We start from the raw sequence: 18,595 nt of genomic DNA, 5'->3' as shown, positions 1-18,595 counted from the left end.
AATCGGAAATCAGCCTTTCTTTACTGGCTGTTTATGGTAGTCGTAACCGGTAATGATCACTTCCACAGAATTGTGTTTGAAGCGAATGCCCGTCCATACAACCATATAGATGTGGATAGGAATAAAAATAACAAACGCCCAGGCAAACACATGGTGCCAGTAGCGTACGCGAGCCAGCCCCCCCATAAAGTGGACAACCATATCGGCCATTGGACGAAGAGCACCGCCTAAACCGTGGTGGTATACATAGGCATATAATACCAGACCACTGATAGACGCCAGAATGGCCAGCACAGTAATACCAAAGTAGACCGTCAGCTGCAGTGGGCCATAAATGCCCGCTTTATCCAGATGTCCTCTCCAGAAATAAGACTTTATCTGGATAATCCAGCTTTTAAGGCTGAACACATCCCTGAAAGAGGCCCGTTCCCGGGTCTCTTTGGTGAACAGGAACAGGTAGCCGCGCACCAGTGTTACGCCAATAAACACAAAACCAGTCAGCAGGTGCAGGTACCGAACCCAACCCTGCACCAGCGTGTTGGTATCATCAGGGCGTTCAAACATCGGCCAGGCGATGTAGGCGCCGGTTAATGCCAGAGCTACGATAGCCAAGGCCCTGAGCCAATGCAGAATGCGCACACTGATCGGGAATATCATTTCCCGTTCATAGGTGACCAGCTCTTTTTCAACCGTTGAATGTTGAGCCACTGTCGTCTCCTTATGCAAAGCCGTAAGGATCGATACGGAACTCACCCAGACTCTTCTTTTTGTAATCCATCACGTGCACAGAGCAGGCCATGCAGGGGTCAAAAGAGTGGATGATGCGAATCACTTCCAAAGGTTTGGTGGGTTCTTCCAGTTTCAGGCCAACCAGAGAGGCTTCGTAAGGGCCAACCTTACCGTTTGCATCTACGGGGCCAGCGTTCCAGGTGGTGGGAACAACGGCCTGATAGTTCTGAACCTTGCCATCCTTAATACGAATCCAGTGACTCAATGTGCCACGGGGGGCCTCAACCATGGCATGCCCCTTGAATTCTTTGGTCTCATCAAATTCTGGCTTTACATAGGTGGTTTCGTCAGACTTCAGGTTGGTCAGCAGCGCCTGAAAGGTCTCCTCTTCAAATTCACTCACCAGAATGGTTTGCAGTAAGCGACCAGCGGTGCGTCCAAGGGTGGTCAGCAGCGCTTCAAATGGCAGGCCGCTGCGCTTGAGGAAACCATCAACGGCATCAACAACGCGCTTGTTGCCGTGGACGTAGTTCACCAGAATGGACGACAGTGGGCCTACTTCTACAGGCTCGCCCTTATAACGGGGAGACTTCACCCAGCTGTATTTGCCATCCTGATCCAGGGTTGGCAACTTGCCGTTGAGGGTGTCACGCTCAACCATATCTGTCTGTTTGGGAATAGTAGTGCCATCGAAAGGATGCTGTGGGCCATCAGCCTTGTACCATGCGTGGGTCACATCTTCAGCAATCTGGGAAGGGTCAATATCCTCCACCTTGCTGAAGTCTCCGTTCATAATCACACCGCCCTTGAACAGCACGTTGCCATCACCGATATCGAACTCGGCAGTGCTCATGAAGCTCTTCACGTTCACACCGCCCAGTACACTGGGTTCTTGCCCGAAGGCTTCAGCAGCCATCAGGATATCGGCCTGATAAGCGCGCACGATAAAGTCTTTCACTTCATCGTGCTTCTGTTTCCACTCCTGTAAGCGGGCCGGGCTCAGCATGTCGCGCACAGATGTCACACCACCGACGACGATGGATTGGGGGTGAGGAGATTTACCACCAAAGATGGCCAGCATTTCTGCAGCCGTTCGTTGAACTTCCAGTGCCTTCAGGTAATGGGACAGTGCAATCAGGTTCTGTTCTGGCGTGAACCTGTATGTCTTGTTGCCCCAGTAAGCATTGGCAAACGGGCCAAGGCGACCAGAATCGACCAACCCTTTGGCGCGTTCCTGCACCGCACGCAAGTCACCTTCACCGGCTGCGATGGGTTTGTCGGTGTACTTCAGAGCAACCTTTGCAGCCTTGGCTGGATCAGCACTGAGAGCGGATACAACATCCACCCAGTCCAGGCCATGCAGATGGTAGAAGTGTACAATATGGTCATGCACAATCAGGGCGCTGTGCATCAGGGAGCGTAGCAGTCTGGCGTTGTAAGGAATCTGAATGCCGAGGGCGTTTTCCACCGCTTCAGTGCTGCAACGGTAGTGGGAGTATGTGCACACGCCACAGATACGCTGGGCGATCAGGCCCACATCATACGGGCTGCGACCTTTCAGAATGACTTCAATACCGCGCCACAGGGTAGATGACGACCATGCTTTCTGAATGACATTGTTGTCATCCACTTCCACCTCAATACGCAGGTGACCTTCGATCCGGGTAATCGGATCAATAACGAGACGTTTACCCATGATCAGGCTTCCTCGGATTTCGCAAAAATAGAGGTAACGGCGTGTGCACCAATACCCAGAACAGAGGCTCCGAGAATCACGGCACCTACAGTATCAGTGGAGGCATCCAGACCTTTAACAATCTGGCGGCCTAAAGGCTTTTCAAAGTCAGCCATCTCGTCCCAGAAATCAGGCTCAGAACAGCCAATGCAACCATGTCCGGCCAGCACCGGCCAGCTGGTGTGAGCGTTGAAACGCTCGGTGGGGCAGTTGTTGTAGGTGTACGGGCCTTTGCATCCCATCTTGTACAGACAGAAGCCGTCTTTGGCGTTCTCATCGCCAAAGGTTTCGACAAACTCTCCGGCATCAAAGTGACCGCGACGTTCGCAGTTGTCGTGTACACGCTTGCCATAGGCCCACTTCGGACGGTTAAACATGTCCAGAGCAGGGAGCTTACCAAACATGATGAAGTACATCAGGGTGCCGACAATATTCTTGGCGCTGGGCGGGCAACCGCCGAGGTTAATCACGGTACGGTCAACCACCTCATGAACACCTTTGGCTCCGGTGGGGTTCGGCGCTGCGGCCTGTACACCACCGAAAGAGGCACAGGTGCCCACAGAGACAATGGCTGCTGCGTTCCTGGCAGCATTGGTAACTACCTGAAGACCGGTCTCACTCTTCGGCCCGATTCTCAGGAAGGCACCATTATTTGCCGTTGGCACCGCACCTTCTACGCACAGCAGGTAGTTACCTTTGAAGGTTTCCATAGCCTCTTCAAGGTTCTCTTCGGCCTGCATGCCGGAGGCAGCCATCAGGGTTTCGTGATACTCCACAGACACATGATCAAAGATCAAAGTGTCCAGGCTGGGGCTGTCGGTACGAATCAGGGATTCAGAGCAGCCGGTGCATTCAGCCATATGCAGCCAGATCAGTGGTACACGGTCAGAGACTTCTGCAGCTTGTGCAACAAGAGGTTGAAACGACAGCGGCAAGGCAAGAAGGGAAGTGACTGTGGCACTCCATTTCATGAAATCCCGGCGAGAAATACCTTTGGCTTCCATTTTATCCTGGAGGGATTCGCCCATGCGGGGTGTCAGTTGCTGCAGTTGTTTTAACCGAGCGACACCTTGCTCATAGAGAGCGTTATAGGAGTCCATAAACTTTATAATCCTGTCGAATGCTGAAGGTCAAATGCGAAAGGTGAGGGAGACCCAGGAAAAAGCATTTGTCAGCATTTATTAAGAGATGTGAAAAATCATCATCAACATGCCATGGGTTCAAGAAAAATGTGATTGTGATATTCCGTATCTCTTCTTGTGGTCAACCGGTAGGGTGTTCGCATTTGTTTGTATCTGTTTTTTTTGCAGCGCAGGCTTATGTTCAAAAAACAACTTTCTGTCGTCCCTTAGTGCATTTTTCACTGCCTATACTCAATCACTGTCGTTCAGATGGTGAATAAAAATGGGTGTTTCTCACTTCAGCTGGTGGGTTCTTGTCTTTTTGAGTGCTTGTTTTATGAGTGTTTTATCTGAGGGAGTGCTTGCAGCAATGGAAAAAAGCAAAACGGATATGACGGAGTTCTCTCCAGGAAGGCCGTCAACTGCCAGTTACTTGCCCCGGTATATAGGGGAAGAGGAGAGAGATCCAGAATGGCGTGTGCGAGGGGTTGTTGAAAAGAGAAAGCAAGTCAAGGCAAGGGCGAAACCCTATAGCAGGCCTCATCGCGACAAAGAGAGGAGGGGTTATAAGCCGACTGCAAGCAATTTTCGACTGGGAATGATGCTGGCGGCGACCGAGCGAGAAGCGAGATTTCCAGAAGTGGTTCATGAGCCAGTGCAAACAATGCAAACAGTGCGTGTCAGTTCATTGGGTGTGCAGCGGAGCAATCAGCCCGAGAAAAAGGTATGGAGGCGGAAAGGGAGGCGTAAAAATATCCGCCTTGTGGGTATTATGAAACATGAAAATTCGGGAGAGGAGGGGCAGTCTTTTGTGTTACCTCGAGATATTTTAAATTTGCATACCATGATGTACCTGAGGAGAGGCGGTTGGTCTGAGGAGGACCAGTTTGCCTTTGGCAGGGCTTTGTTAGTGGTGGATGAGACAACCCCAGGGCTGCTTCTTGATGAGGTTCGACAGGTTGAGTTGGATGTAAAGAAACTGTCGAGAGGGATGAGGTCGATTTTCTGGTTCTCTGAAGCTGTACAAGCCTATAACGATGATGACAATAGCTTGTATAAAACATGCATTGCGGAACTGGGCGCGCTTGCAGAAGGTACTTTAGATAAAGGGGAGGATATCTTCAGCCGACAGCCTGGCTTACATGCACAGCTGCTCCAGAACTGGCTGCAAATTGTACATGATCCTGAACAGAAGGAAATTCAAAGCCTCTATGATGTCATCAAAAAGTATAAAGCGGCTTATGAAGCCTATAAAACTTATCCCAAAGAAATAACTTTGCTACACGCCCTGGCTGAGGTTTTGGTGCGTTCAGATCGGGAGGCTTTTCAGATAATAAGGGAGTCCGAGGATTTTAGGAATTTTGGACTTTATTTTCCAGTAAGCCTGGCTCCTCCTCTTCCGAAAATTATCTATAAGCATGATAGGAAAGATAAAATAGATTACCGGGGTGAGAGAAGGGGGTGGGTCGAGTATGACTGCCTAGGCGATGATCCACGGGACTCATGTAATGAGTATGGTAAATATAATGGCAGTGGCAATGACGAATGGTCGATGTCAGGCAGGCCGCCAGCAGCTTTATTATCAGAAAAACTGCAAGACATGAGCCTTGAGCGAAATGAGTCAGCTTTGGAAGCATTGTCTCATCACCCTTCCCAAAAGAGGAGTGAGCTTAAAGTGCCTTCAGCGAACGTGGGCAGTGGGTTCGTGAGGGATGGTGTGCGCAGAGCAAACGTGTGGGTGATTGAATAAGGCTGGTCAGCGAAAGGTGGCGACACTTGCTCGTCACCTGTTCGACAAAGTGTCGTCACCACTTCGTCACACACGTATTTATTGCTCTGTGTCGTTTACGCGTTGTTGTGTAATTCTTATTTCAATATTTCGTCAGTAGACTGAAAGGCTGAATCAGGTTACGGAGGATTACTCACAACTCTGCGCAATGCGAGTTTTCGTGGTTCGTATTGTGTCTTTGGCCTGGATATTGCTCTTAGAGGGGCATCAGTACCTGCAATACCTCTAGGAGTGATATGAACCGCTTTATTATTGCAGACTCACAGCTATGTATCGGGTGCGGGACATGCATGTCAGCATGTTCTGTCGCTCACAAAAAGGTGGGTCTGCAAAGTCACCCCCGCCTGACCGTTATGAAACATGGCGACGCAACCGCTCCGGTTGCCTGTCGTCACTGTGATGATGCCCCCTGTGCCAAGGTCTGCCCGGTGAAGGCGATTACCCCTGTGGATGGTCGCGTCGAACTCGACGAAACCGCCTGCGTAGGGTGTACCCTGTGTGCGGTTGTCTGCCCCTTTGGAGCTATCGGTTTCTCTGGCAGTCGCCCTCTCGAATACGCCAATTCTTACGACACTTACATTCCATCGGATGTACGTTCCAGCAATCCGTCTACCTCCACACCCTCTGTGTTTGGTAAGGACCTGCTGGCCTGGGAACCGGGTGTAAAAAGTATCGCTATCAAGTGTGATCTGTGCCGCACCCGTGAAGAAGGCCCCGCCTGTGTGGATGTGTGCCCAACGCAGGCCATCGTTCTGGTGGACGAAGAGGCCATGTCTCACGCAAAAAAAGCCCGTAAGAACGATGCAGCGGATGATGTTGCTACCGTCACCACCAAACTGATGGAGGCGAAGCAATAATGACAGCTCTATCCGTTTCAATCCTGCTTTATATCGCAGGTGCTCTTGCCTCTCTCGCTCTGAATAAAGCTGAAAATACCGCTATCAAGCTCTCCGGTATTCTCGGCGCTCTTGGTGGTGTTGCGGGCCTGTTCGCTTCTGTGCCTACTCTGCTCAATGGCACCACTGTCGTAAAACAGATTTACAGCCCGTTTTACTTTGCCGACTTTATGATCCGCCTCGATCCCCTCGCCGCGTTTATGGTGATGGTGATTTCTGTGCTGGTGGTGGCAGCTTCCATTTACTCCATCTCATATATGGAAGAGTACAAAGGCAAGGGCGCCTGGGCGATGGGGTTCTTTATGAACACCTTTATCGCGTCCATGGTGGCTCTGGTTGTTTCTGACAACGCCTTCTACTTTATTGTCTTCTTCGAAATGATGTCTCTGGCGTCTTACTTTCTGGTTATTGCGGAACAGGATAAGAAAGCTGTTGATGCGGGCCTGCAATACTTTCTGATTGCCCACGCCGGTTCTGTGCTGATTCTGATTGCGTTCTACATGATGTATCGCGCAACCGGCAGCATGAACTTTGCCAGCTTCGAAACCCTGCGGGACACAGCTCACGCCCTACCTGTGTGGGAATCTTCCGTTATCTTCCTGCTGGCGTTCTTCGGCTTTGGTGCCAAGGCGGGCATGATTGCCCTGCACGGCTGGCTGCCTAAAGCCCACCCGGCTGCGCCTTCTAACGGTTCTGCGTTGATGTCTGGCGTGATGGTGAAGATTGGTGTCTTCGGTATCATCAAGGTCGGCATCGTGTTTCTGGGTGCTCAGGTGCTGTGGTGGGGCTTTGTAGTTCTCGCTTTCGGCTGTGTATCGTCTGTGCTGGGTGTGCTTTACGCACTGGCGGAACACGACATCAAACGTCTGCTGGCTTACCACACCGTAGAAAACGTCGGCATCATTCTGATGGGCGTAGGTGTTGGCATGATCGGTATGACTACTGGTCATCCTGTGATTGCGGCATTGGGTCTGCTGGGTGGTCTGTATCACCTGCTCAACCACGCAGTGTTCAAAGGTCTGCTGTTCCTCGGTGCTGGCTCCATTATCTTCCGTACCCACACCAAGGATATGGAGAAGATGGGCGGTCTGGCGAAGGTGATGCCTTACACGGCGCTGGCCTTTTTGATCGGCACCATGGCTATCTCCGCGCTGCCTCCTCTGAACGGTTTTGTCTCTGAGTGGTTTATTTACCAGTCTCTGCTGTCTCTGAGCCACGGTTCTTCCATGGCGGTTCAGGTCGGTGGCCCTGTGGCCATTATTATGTTGGCGATTACCGGTGCTCTGGCGTGCATGTGTTTCGTGAAGGTGTTTGGTGTCAGCTTCTGCGGTGCCCCTCGCACTGAGAATGCTGCCAACGCGAAGGAAGTGCCTGCACCTATGGTGATGGGTGCGTGGATTCTGGCGATTCTGTGTGTGGTTCTCGGTCTGGGTTCTCCCTGGATTGCGCCGGTGATTTCTTCTGTCGCTACCAGCGTGATTTCCATGGACACAGTGAATGTGGTTCAGGGTGCGGCTCTGATTCCTGCAGACGGTACCCGTGCGATTCTCTCCACGCCCATCATTATCATTGCTCTCTCTGCCCTGATTCTGGTGCCTGTACTGCTGGTGTCCGTATTCCGTGGCCCTGCCCTGAAACGTCGCACCAAACGCGATCTGCCCTGGGCCTGTGGTTATGGTTACGAAGGTCGCATGACCGTGTCTGCTGGTGGTTTCACCCAGGCGCTGCGTTCCATGTTCGCCCCTCTTTATACCCTGCGTAAGATCCTTGATCCCGCACCTGCGATGAACGCTGTTCTTACTGCAACCACCAACGCTGCCCGCAAAACCGAGCCTGTGTTTGATGATTACATCATTATGCCTGTGTCCCGCCTGATTATCCGTTTGGCGGACAAGATCAAGGTGATGCAGCACGGTGACTTCAGGATTTACTGCCTGTACATGGTGATCGCCCTGCTGGTGCTGCTGTTTGTTCCCGTTGAATTTGGAGGCATGTAATGCAGGGACTTGAAATGCCAACCGCCTCAATGGTGACACTCGCCATTGTTCAGGCACTGCTGATGCTTGCACTGGCGCCGCTGGCTACGGGTTTCTCCCGTGTCATCCGCGCCAAGATGCATTCCCGTCGTGGCCCCGGTGTGCTGCAGGATTACCGTGATATTTTTAAGCTGCTCCGTCGGCAGGAAATTTCACCGATCAACTCCGGCACCATTTTTACTGTCACACCTTATATCCTGATTGTGACTATGTTGCTGGTGGGTATGGCTCTGCCGGCTGTCACCAATGAGTCTCCGTTCCCCATTGCCGGCGACATCATTACTGACATCTACCTGTTCGCCATTTTCCGCTTTTTCTTCTCCCTGTCTGGTCTGGACTCCGGCAGTATGTTTGCCGGTATCGGTGCCAGTCGTGAGCTGACTCTGGGTGTGCTGGTGGAACCCATCCTGATGCTGTCCATCGTGATTATGGCGCTGATTGCCGGTACTACGGACCTTGGCTTTATCAGCAAGCATATGGCGACAGAAACCTGGTCTGCCCCTATGGCAACGCTGATGGCCGGTGCGGCCTGCGCCTTCGCGGTATTTATCGAAATGGGCAAGCTGCCGTTTGACTCCGCCGAAGCTGAGCAGGAACTGCAGGAAGGCCCGGTGACTGAATACGCCGGTGCGGGCCTCGCGCTGATGAAGATTGGTCTGGGCTTAAAGCAACTGGTGGTTGCCCAGCTGTTTCTGGCGCTGTTTATTCCTTTCGGCAAAGCCGCAGACTTCACACTGCCCCACGTTCTGATGGGCTTTGTGGTGCTGTTTATCAAGCTGTTTATTGTCTTCCTGATCGCCGGTCTGGTGGAAAACAGTGTGGCCCGGACGCGCTTTCTCAAGACTCACCACCTGACCTGGTCTGGTTTTGGTGTGGCAGTCCTCGGATTCGCTTTCTATCTGACCGGACTGTAAGGAGGACATGCATTTTATGGAATCTATAGCTTTATTCACCCTTGTGGTTCCGTTTATCGGAGCCCTGCTGGCGGTACTGGTGCCGAAGCAGTGCAAGTGGACAGCCCAGCTGTTCTCGCTGCTGGCAACTCTCGGCACGTTGGCGCTCGCTTACAGCTTCTTCAGTGCCGGTGCCCAGAGCACCCACTTTAACCTGCTGTCTGTTGGTCAGATCGAACTGTTTGGCTTTACCGTTGATAAAGTCTCTACCCTGATCGCTGTGGCGGTTGTGTCCCTCGGCTTCCTGGTGAGCTTTTACTCACTGGGTTATATGAGCCCGGCGAACCGTGAGCACGCACAAACCGGCGACCCACGTTACTACGCTTTCCTGCTGGTATTTATCGGCGCGATGGCAGGTATGGTGCTGTCGTCTACTGTGCTGGGTCAGCTTTTGTTCTTCGAGATCACCGGTGCCTGCTCCTGGTCCCTGATTGGTTACTACCAGAAGGAGTCTTCCTTTAAGGCGGGCCTGAAGGCGCTGATCGTCACCCACATCGCGTCCCTCGGCCTGTTTGTGGCGGCGGCGTTCCTGTTCAAGGCCACTGGCACTTTCTCTATCGAAGCGCTGGCGCAACTGGATGACACCACCAAGACAATCGTGCTGTGCGGTGTGCTGATGGCGGCCTGGGGTAAGTCTGCCCAGCTGCCTATGCATGTGTGGCTGCCCGATGCGATGAACGCGCCGACCCCTGTATCTGCCTATTTGCACGCGGCATCCATGGTGAAAGTAGGTGTTTACATCTTTGCCCGTGCGCTGATGTCTGCCGGTAATGTGCCTGAAATCGTCGGCATGGTGGGTGTAGCGGGTGCCATCATCACCATGATCTACGGCTTTATCATGTACCTGCCCCAGAAGGATATGAAGCGTCTGCTGGCTTACTCCACTATTGCCCAGCTGGCTTATATGTTTCTGGCGCTGTCCATCGGTGCTCTGGGTTCCAGACTGGCGCTGGACAGTGGTGTGACTTACCTGTTTAACCATGCGTTTGCCAAGAGCCTGTTCTTCTTGGTGGCCGGTTCCCTGAGCTACACCGCCGGTACCCGCATGCTGCCTCAGCTACAGGGTATTGTGAAAGGTTCTCCGCTGCTTGCGGTGGGTTTTTGTGTGGCAGCGCTGGCTATTACTGGTGTGCCTCCTTTCAACATCTTCTTCAGCAAGTTCTCCCTGATGCAGGCCGGTTTCGCCATGTCCGATCAGTACCCATGGCTGACGCCGGTGCTGGTGATTGCCCTGATTGAATCCGTAGCCAGCTTTGGCTGGATTATGTACTGGTTTGGCAAAACCGTTCTGGGTGAGCCTTCCGAGCCTGTTGCAACTGCGCAGCCTCTGCCTGCGTCCATGAAGTTTGTGCTGGTTGTTCTGATCATCATGTCGCTCTTCTCAAGTGCGATTGCCGCTGGCTGGCTGGCGTAAGGAGAGGAATCAAATATGAATGGTGACCTTTTAATCAATAACCTCGCGGGATTACTGGTTGTAACCTCGCTGCTGGTTATCGGAGTGCGCAAGCCGAAAGCGGCTGCGGTTCTCTATTCCCTGCAGTCGTTAGTGCTGGTGGGTATTTTTCTGGTGATTGCCGATGTGGCCCACGCTCATTCCCTGAATGAGTGGGCGGTGTCTGCGTTTATTACCAAAGTTGTGCTGCTGCCCGGCCTGTTATATTGGGCCTTCGGCAAGATGGAAGACCCTGTCTCCGAAAAGCCTGAAATCAAGTTCGTATGGATAGCGGTTGCAGCCGTGGCGATTGTGATTGCCAGCTTTGAAGCGGTGAAGTCTGTTGAGCTGCCTCTGGTGGCTGGCCTGAAGCCTGCACTGGCGGTGTCCCTCGGCCACTTCTTTATGGGCCTGCTGTGCATCGTGTCCCAGCGCAACATTCTCAAGCAGGCCTTTGGCTACTGCCTGATGGAAAACGGTTCCTCCCTGACTCTGGCTCTGCTGGCCAACAAGGCTCCCGGCCTGATGGAAATTGGCGTGACCACTGATGCGGTATTCGCAGTGATCATCATGATTGTGCTGGCCCGTCTGATTTACAGCAAGCTTAACACTCTGGATGTCAGACAGCTGACGACGATGAAGGGTTAATTCAACTATGTCGACAACTCAATATCTCTTTGCAGTCATCGGCGTCCCCTTTGTGGTCGCTCTGATTGCTTTTGCTTCCGCTCTGTGTCCTCAGGGCAGGGGCGGTAAATTGGTTAGCTTGTTGCATCGCATCGGGCTGATTGTCTTCCTCAAACTGACCTGGAGCCTTGGTCTCTGGGTTATCAATGGCCAGCCTCTGTTTGGCGCTGAGAAGTGGCTCTATCTGGATGGTCTGGGTGCGCTGGTTTTAGGTGTCCTGAGTCTTGTAGCTCTGGTGACTGGCTTTTACTCCATCGGCTACATTGGCAAGGAACATAGGGATGGCCATCTGTCTGGCCGTCAGGTTGCGCTGTACTACGGTCTGTTCAACTTGTTCGTGTCCACCATGGCGCTGGCGATCTTGTCCAACAACGTCATCATGATGTGGGTGGGTATTGAAGCGACCACTCTCAGCTCCGTGTTCCTGGTGGGTTTCTACTGCAAGCGTTCGTCTCTGGAAGGCGCCTGGAAGTACATCATTATCTGCAGCGTGGGCGTGGCCTTTGGTCTGTTTGGTTCCATCCTGACCTTCGCCAACGCTACGGAAGTGATGGCTCACCCTGCTAACGCGATTCTGTGGACCGAAATCCGCAATAACGCAGGCTTGCTTGATCCCACCCTGATGCGTCTGGCCTTTGTCTTCGCACTGATCGGCTTTGGTACCAAGACCGGCCTGTTCCCCATGCACGCGTGGCTGCCGGATGCCCACTCCGAGGCGCCAAGCCCGGTGTCTGCACTGCTGTCTGCAGGTCTGCTGAACTGTGCGCTGCTGGTGATCCTGCGTTACTACATTCTGACCGTGAAGGTGCTCGGTCCTCAGTTCCCACAATATCTGATGCTGGCTTTCGGCATTCTGTCTGTAGGTGTGGCGGCGTTCTTTATTTTCAGTCAGCGTGATATCAAACGGAAGCTGGCGTACTCCTCCATGGAAAACATGGGTCTGATGACCCTGGCTGTGGGCCTTGGCCCTGTCGGTGCCATCGCAGCCATGTTCCATATGATTAACCACAGCATGGTGAAAGCTCTGATGTTCTGTGGCTCCGGCAACATTGTACTGAAGTACGGTTCCCGTGATATGGGCACTGTCAAAGGCCTGTTCCGCACCGCACCTGTGACCGGCCTGATAGTGGGCGCTGGCATCCTTGCCCTGAGTGGTGTGCCTCCGTTCAGCATGTTCCTCAGTGAATTCATGATTATCACTGCAGGCATCAGCTCCGGCCATGTTCTGTTTACCGTGATTCTGCTGCTTCTGCTGACCGTTGTTTTGGCGGGTCTGGTGAAAGTGGTTGCCGAGTGCGTTCTGGGGGACACCCCGGAAGGCATCACCAAGGGTGAAATCAGCACCATGACCGTTGCACCGCTGGCTCTGTTGCTGGTGGGCGTTCTGGCTATGGGCGTATACATCCCTGACTTTGCAAAAAACAGCGTTGATAAAGCTGCTCTGGTGATTCTGGACAGCAAGCAAGACTCCGTTCTCGCGCAGGTCTTAAACGATACGCATCTTCCCTGGCAAAGCGAAATCCAGGCTGAGCCAGTGGCTCATTAAGAGCGAGAACAGAGATTAAGAAATGACTGATATGACTGAAAGCAATAATGTTCGCGCCGGCAGCAACTACGTTGCAGGCGTAAACGAAAAATTCCCCGGTGCGATCATTGACGAAGAATGGTCCACCTGGAACCAGGTGACCATCACCGTTAAGAAAACCTCCCTGATCGAGGTGATGCAGCACCTGTACTACGGCGAAAACGGCTGGTTGTCCGTGTCCTGGGGTAACGACGAACGTACCCTGAACGGCAACTATGCGTTCTACCATGCCCTGAGCATGGAAGGCATTGTGAAAAGCTGGGTTGTGGTGAAGATTCTGATCGACCCACAGGAAATGGAATTCCCTTCCATCACCCCTTACATCCCTGCGGGTGTGTGGGGCGAGCGTGAAGCCTTCGATATGTTCGGCCTGCGGGCTATCGGACTGCCAGACAAGCGTCGTCTGGTTCTGCCGGATGACTTCCCCGAAGACATTCACCCCATGCAGAAAGATGCGATGGATTACCGTCAGCGTCCAGCGCCTACGACCGATACCGAAACCTACGAGTTCGATAACCAGCTGGGTGACGACAAAAACGGCATTGTGCCCCTCGGCCCGCTGCATATCACCTCTGATGAACCCGGTCACTTCCGCCTGTTCGTAGACGGTGAAAACATCGTAGACGCCGACTACCGTATGTTCTACGTACACCGTGGCATGGAGAAGCTGGCGGAAACCCGTATGGGTTATCAGGAAATTGGCTTCCTGGCGGACCGTGTGTGCGGTATCTGTGGCTTTACTCACAGTGTCGCCTACAGCAACTCCATTGAAAACGCTCTGGATATTCCTGTGCCTGAGCGTGCCAGGATGATCCGTACCATTCTGCTGGAAGTGGAACGTCTGCACTCCAACATGCTGAACATCGGTCTGTCGTCTCATTTCACCGGTTTTGATACCGGCTTCATGCAGTTCTTCCGCGTACGTGAGAAAACCATGGTACTGGCGGAAATTCTGGCAGGTGCCCGTAAGACTTACGGCCTGAACCTGATTGGCGGTGTACGTCGTGACATCCTGAAAGAGCAGCGTGTGAAAGGCATTAAGCTGGTTCGCGAAGTGCGCAAGGAGTTCAAAGAGCTGGTGGACGTGCTGCTGGGTACCCCCAACATGGAATCCCGCGTATCCGGTGTTGGTGTTCTGGATCACAAGGTCGCCCGAGACTTCAGTGTGGTTGGCCCTATGGTGCGTGCTTCCGGTCACCAGCGTGATGTGCGTGTCACCCACGCCAGCGCCTTTGAAGCTTACGATTCTGTGCCAATGGATCTCCAGTTTGAAACGACTGGCGACGTGTATGGCCGTGTGCTGGTGCGTGTCCGTGAAGTTCTGGATGCCCTGAACATTGTCGAGTTCGGTCTGGATAACCTGCCAGAAGGTGACATTCTGGTGGAAGGCTTTAACTACGTGCCTCACAAGTTCGCTTTGGGCTTTACCGAAGCACCTCGCGGCGAAAATGTGCACTGGAGTATGACTGGCGATAACCAGAAGCTGTTCCGCTGGCGTGCCCGTGCGGCCACTTATGCGAACTGGCCGTCTCTGCGTTATATGCTCCGTGGCAATACAGTGTCTGACGCGCCGTTGATTATCGGCAGTCTGGATCCCTGCTACTCCTGTACCGACCGTGTCACCATCGTTGACACCAAAAAGGGCAAGAGCAAAACCGTTCCTTATAAAGAAATGGAACGCTACAGCATCGAGCGTAAGAACTCGCCGCTTAAGTAAGGGAGTGTCGTATGTTTAAGTTATTCAAATCCATTACCAAAGCCGGCGACAGCATTGTTAAGTACCCGTTTGCCCCTCTGGACGTCAGCGATGACTTCCGGGGCAAGCCTGAGTACAACGCCAAAGACTGTATTGCCTGTGCCGCCTGTACCCGCGCCTGCCCAGCCAACGCACTGATTATGGAAACCAAGGCGGACGAGAACTCCCGCCGCTGGGAACTTTCTATGGCGCGCTGCATTTTCTGTGGTCGCTGTGAAGAGGTTTGCCCCACTGGTGCTATCAAGCTCTCCAAAGAGTTTGAACTGGCGGTAACCAACAAAGCTGACCTGTACGAAGACGCTACCTTCACACTGGCCCACTGTCGTGAATGTGAAACACCGTTCGCACCTCGCAAAGCGGTGGACTATGCGATGGACCTGCTGGTGCAGTCCGGCATCAGCGAAGAGCAGCAGGCCAAGCGTCATGAACAAGTGGAAACCTGCCCTGAATGCCTGCGCAAGCAGAGCATGCTGGATTATGACAACGTCTTCCACGGCAAGCATCTGAATAACGTGCATCTGAAACAAGAGGAGCGCGTGTAATGAGCGAGATGAAAGGCATTCGCGAGATTGTTGGTAAAGACCACACCGCGACCGTTCCTGTTCCCCAGGATGAAAACACCATTAAGCTGAAGTCAGTGTTGCTGGAGGATATTCAGCGCTCCGCCTATGTTTACCGGGTTGACTGCGGTGGCTGCAACGGCTGTGAAATTGAAATCTTCGCAGCGACAACACCTGTTTTTGATGCCGAGCGTTTCGGTATTAAAGTGGTGGCTTCTCCCCGCCATGCGGACATTCTTCTGTTCACCGGCGCCGTGACCCGTGCCATGCGTATGCCCGCCCTGCGTGCTTACGAAGCGGCTCCTGATCCCAAGATTGTTGTCTCTTACGGTGCCTGTGGCTGTGACGGCGGTATCTTCCACGACCTGTACTGCGTATGGGGTGGAACCGATAAAATCGTACCGGTGGACGTCTATATTCCCGGTTGCCCTCCTACCCCTGCCGCGACGATTTATGGTCTGGCTGTGGCGCTGGGTATTCTGGATCAGAAGCTCAAGGGGTCCAGCGTGAAGGAAGAGGAGGGTGAGAAGGCCACTCTGAAACACACGGGTATTCCTCTGGAAATGAAGGTGATTATTGAGCGTGAAGCTCGCCGCCTGGCGGGTTATCGCCACGGTGGCCTGATTGCTGACGACTTTATGAATATTCTGGTTGAGAGCACCACCGAGACTGTGGACACCAATATCAAGGCTTACCTTGATGAAAAGGACGATCCACGTTTGCGTGAGATTTTCGACAACCTTTATCGCGTCTCTCTGGCTGAACTGTGTGGTCGCAGTCAGCCTGCCGATGCCAGGGCGGAAGATTAACGACAATGGCCGGAACTTTAGAAAGCCAATCCGATCAGGTGTTGTTCTACACCCTGTATAAAAAGTTTCTCGACGAGAGCTACGGTATCCCCGAGGAAGCCAAAGAGGTGATGTATTACACCCTCGCCATTGGCCACCACGTGGGTATTGTGGACTGCATGAAAGTCGCCCTCCAGTGTACGCTGAAGGAGTACCGACAGTGGATCAACCATCTGGAAGAGGGTAGCGATGCCCGTTATAAGATGGATCGTTTCTTTGTGTACGGCGAAGTCACCGTTCTGGAAGAGCACACCACAATGCTCGCCTCCGCCTTCGATAAGCTCGACCGCGAGCCAATGACGGAAAAAGAAGTGGCGATGACTGAGAAAATGGTTGAGCTGATGGCGGCGATTCACCGTGAGCCCACCATGTACATGATGATCAAAAGTCCCCGCAAAGCGAATGAGTGATTCTGTAATGACATCTGCTGCCACTACACCCACTGACACCACACCAAAAGCCCGCAATCTGATTCTGGCGGTGGGTAACACCATGATGGGTGACGACGGTGCAGGCCCGCTGCTGGCAGAAATGCTCGAGCAAAACCCCATCGATGGCTGGGTGGCCGTGGACGGTGGCTCTGCTCCGGAGAATGCCGTTCACACTGTACGACAGTATCAGCCGGAACGTGTACTGGTAGTGGATGCGGCAGAGATCGCTCTGGAAGCTGGTTCTATCCGCGTGATAGACCCGGACTCCATTGCGGAAATGTTTATTATGTCCACCCACTCATTACCATTGAATTTTGTGATTGATGAACTGAAGACCTTTGTGCCGGATGTGATTTTTGTAGGCATCCAGCCTGCGATTGTGGCGTTCTCTTTCCCTATGACGGAGATGGTGACGGATGCCGTGAAAAAGGTATACGACGCACTTCCTGAGTGGGAGGGGAATGGAGGGTTTGAGGTTGTTTAAGTCAATGTTTTTATTCTAATACTTGAGAACCACCCCGTGTGGGGTGGTTTTCTGTATCTACAGAGGTTTCATAAGAAGCTTGATAGCCTTATGCTCCTGAATCGCTGAAAAGGGTTTGCCTCCCTGAAAGGTGAACTCACTGTAGGCAATAGTGCTCCTTTCACTGAACCCGAACTTCTTTTGGAAAATATGCTGGGAGATATTGCCCGTTGCCTCGGTGTGGGCGAAGGCGAACCCTTTCTCAGAAGCATTTTGCAGGGCTGTGTTCATAATATCACTCACAATCCCCTGACCTTTGAAACGGTCTGACGCTGCAATAAATTTTATATTGCAGTATTTGCCACGCTCAATGGTTTCCTCGTTAAAGACTTTTTTGTTCAACTGGTAAAGCAGTGATATAACGGAGTCAGTTTTGGATTCTTCAAAGTATTCCCTGGAGTTCAGGGTATCCGCCAGATCACAGGCAATCAATGCACCAGCAATTTTGCCAGAGGTTGTGTGCCGGGCAATAAATCCCAGGCCCTGTTCCGCACTTTTCAAACCGGAATAAATAAGATACTCCTTGAACTCACCGGAGTCGGATTCATCCTGCATAGCCAGAGGCTCCCTGCCATGGAAAGCTTCAGAGATCACGGCTGCGGTTTCTTCGATGGCGGAGGGGGTGAGCCTCTCTACTGTAAAACTTTTAATCATTGCTGTCTGGGTATTATCTAAAATGGCAGGTATTATGTAACTGTCGTATAGGTGGCTATTCTATTTTATTATCGGCATCCACTTAAAGCGGCGGTTTCTACTGATATTCAAAGTACAAAGACCTGCCCTGAATTGCGCTTTGCGAACATTGATCAGGTACTTAAGCACAGTAAACCCGGCAAAATGTACAGATGGTGAAGTGATGGATCGCCAGCTCTGGTCGCTATTACTATCCGGCAAAGTATCCATCAATGGTCTGATCACAAATGACAAATTTTACTTCTGCCGGTACGAGCGTCTTATTTTGACGTGGTGGAGGCGTCCTCTTAAACATCGCACCTGATTATGATGATTCTTTGCACTGCCCCCAAAAGCAGTGTGAAGAGTTATGACATTCAAACGATCCGTTGTGCGGACATTTGAAGAAAAAGAGCATGCCCAAGAACGCTGGGGCCATGCGTTTCAGCAGACAAACCTCTCATCTGCGTCAACTATTAAAAACTGCGCTATCGAGTGATAGTTATTCCCCAACGACATATTTGGGGTATATTCTCTTACACTCACAGAGAAAAAGACCCCAGTCCAATGTGTCCAGATATTCTTTAAAAATGATGGATAACAAATCAACATCGATCACCAGGGCATCAGGTTCGTTAAAAGCCTTTTTGACCCGTTCCGGCGACATGATTTCAGAAGTTTCCCCTTGACTCCGCATGGCTTGCGCAACCTCCAGACGTTCGGGGAAACCGACTCCTTTCGGAGGGGGGAGACATCCTGTTGTTTCAATGGTCAGAGGAGATTCAAAAGATGGTCTGCTGGGAACTGGTGCCAGCCATTTCCAGGGTCTCTCACCCTGCTGG

17 protein-coding genes are annotated in these 18,595 nt (G+C 52.3%); 12 read left to right on the top strand and 5 right to left on the bottom strand.

Annotated features, from left to right (window positions below; genetic code table 11):
- Window positions 1–9 precede the first annotated feature (9 nt).
- Genes cybH through E1189_RS16390 form a run of 3 tightly spaced genes read right to left on the bottom strand, consistent with a single transcriptional unit; the run spans window position 10 to window position 3,564 of the window.
- Entirely contained in the window at window positions 10–708 is a 699-nt protein-coding gene (gene cybH / locus E1189_RS16400) for a Ni/Fe-hydrogenase, b-type cytochrome subunit (protein WP_329602087.1), read from the bottom strand.
- A 10-nt stretch (window positions 709–718) separates the two neighbouring features.
- The gene (locus E1189_RS16395; RefSeq protein ID WP_155161564.1) at window positions 719–2,425 is read right to left on the bottom strand and encodes a nickel-dependent hydrogenase large subunit; all 1,707 of its coding nucleotides are present in this window, start codon (window positions 2,423–2,425) and stop codon (window positions 719–721) included.
- Between the two features lie 2 nt (window positions 2,426–2,427).
- On the bottom strand, window positions 2,428–3,564 hold the full coding sequence (locus E1189_RS16390) for a hydrogenase small subunit (RefSeq protein WP_155161562.1): 1,137 nt from the start codon (window positions 3,562–3,564) through the stop codon (window positions 2,428–2,430).
- A 304-nt stretch (window positions 3,565–3,868) separates the two neighbouring features.
- On the opposite strand from E1189_RS16390, the gene E1189_RS16385 reads away from it, so the two are divergent.
- From E1189_RS16385 to hycI, 12 genes are all read left to right on the top strand, one after another.
- A complete protein-coding gene (locus E1189_RS16385; protein WP_155161560.1) occupies window positions 3,869–5,335 on the top strand; it encodes a hypothetical protein in 1,467 nt (488 codons plus the stop codon).
- Window positions 5,336–5,664: 329 nt separating this feature from the next.
- On the top strand, window positions 5,665–6,231 hold the full coding sequence (locus E1189_RS16380) for a 4Fe-4S dicluster domain-containing protein (protein ID WP_230460466.1): 567 nt from the start codon (window positions 5,665–5,667) through the stop codon (window positions 6,229–6,231).
- Window positions 6,231–8,267: a hydrogenase 4 subunit B gene (gene hyfB, locus E1189_RS16375; protein WP_155161555.1), complete on the top strand. Its 2,037-nt coding sequence runs from the start codon at window positions 6,231–6,233 to the stop codon at window positions 8,265–8,267. The genes E1189_RS16380 and hyfB overlap by 1 nt, the downstream gene beginning before the upstream one ends.
- Window positions 8,267–9,220: a respiratory chain complex I subunit 1 family protein gene (locus tag E1189_RS16370; protein ID WP_155161553.1), complete on the top strand. Its 954-nt coding sequence runs from the start codon at window positions 8,267–8,269 to the stop codon at window positions 9,218–9,220. Before hyfB ends, E1189_RS16370 begins: the two co-directional genes overlap by 1 nt.
- Window positions 9,221–9,236: 16 nt before the next feature.
- Window positions 9,237–10,673 carry a hydrogenase 4 subunit D gene (locus tag E1189_RS16365; protein WP_155161551.1) on the top strand — a complete coding sequence of 479 codons (1,437 nt, stop codon included), beginning with the start codon at window positions 9,237–9,239 and terminating at the stop codon, window positions 10,671–10,673.
- A gap of 15 nt (window positions 10,674–10,688) precedes the next feature.
- On the top strand, window positions 10,689–11,339 hold the full coding sequence (gene hyfE, locus E1189_RS16360; RefSeq protein WP_155161548.1) for a hydrogenase 4 membrane subunit: 651 nt from the start codon (window positions 10,689–10,691) through the stop codon (window positions 11,337–11,339).
- Between the two features lie 7 nt (window positions 11,340–11,346).
- On the top strand, window positions 11,347–12,924 hold the full coding sequence (locus E1189_RS16355; protein ID WP_155161546.1) for a hydrogenase 4 subunit F: 1,578 nt from the start codon (window positions 11,347–11,349) through the stop codon (window positions 12,922–12,924).
- A gap of 22 nt (window positions 12,925–12,946) precedes the next feature.
- Entirely contained in the window at window positions 12,947–14,680 is a 1,734-nt protein-coding gene (locus tag E1189_RS16350; RefSeq protein ID WP_329602086.1) for a hydrogenase large subunit, read from the top strand.
- A gap of 11 nt (window positions 14,681–14,691) precedes the next feature.
- Complete coding sequence (gene hyfH / locus E1189_RS16345; protein WP_155161544.1) at window positions 14,692–15,261, top strand: hydrogenase 4 subunit H; 570 nt, start codon at window positions 14,692–14,694, stop codon at window positions 15,259–15,261.
- Window positions 15,261–16,088, top strand: coding sequence for an NADH-quinone oxidoreductase subunit B family protein (locus tag E1189_RS16340; protein WP_196221483.1), 828 nt, complete (start codon window positions 15,261–15,263; stop codon window positions 16,086–16,088). Before hyfH ends, E1189_RS16340 begins: the two co-directional genes overlap by 1 nt.
- Before the next feature lie 5 nt (window positions 16,089–16,093).
- Window positions 16,094–16,537 carry a formate hydrogenlyase maturation HycH family protein gene (locus E1189_RS16335; protein ID WP_155161542.1) on the top strand — a complete coding sequence of 148 codons (444 nt, stop codon included), beginning with the start codon at window positions 16,094–16,096 and terminating at the stop codon, window positions 16,535–16,537.
- Window positions 16,530–17,042, top strand: coding sequence for a hydrogenase maturation peptidase HycI (gene hycI, locus E1189_RS16330; RefSeq protein ID WP_230460465.1), 513 nt, complete (start codon window positions 16,530–16,532; stop codon window positions 17,040–17,042). The genes E1189_RS16335 and hycI overlap by 8 nt, the downstream gene beginning before the upstream one ends.
- 57 nt (window positions 17,043–17,099) lie before the next feature.
- On the opposite strand, the gene E1189_RS16325 is transcribed toward hycI, so the two are convergent.
- Both E1189_RS16325 and E1189_RS24000 read right to left on the bottom strand, forming a co-directional pair.
- A complete protein-coding gene (locus E1189_RS16325; protein ID WP_155161540.1) occupies window positions 17,100–17,735 on the bottom strand; it encodes a GNAT family N-acetyltransferase in 636 nt (211 codons plus the stop codon).
- A gap of 520 nt (window positions 17,736–18,255) precedes the next feature.
- Window positions 18,256–18,595: hypothetical protein (locus E1189_RS24000; RefSeq protein WP_196221482.1), on the bottom strand; the 340-nt coding region annotated here is incomplete at its 5' end.

The organism is Parendozoicomonas verongulae (assembly GCF_009711465.1).
GTDB classification, from domain to species: domain Bacteria; phylum Pseudomonadota; class Gammaproteobacteria; order Pseudomonadales; family Endozoicomonadaceae; genus Sansalvadorimonas; species Sansalvadorimonas verongulae.
Note: the sequence above shows the minus strand (reverse complement) of the source record. Positions and strands in the feature narration are given on the sequence as shown.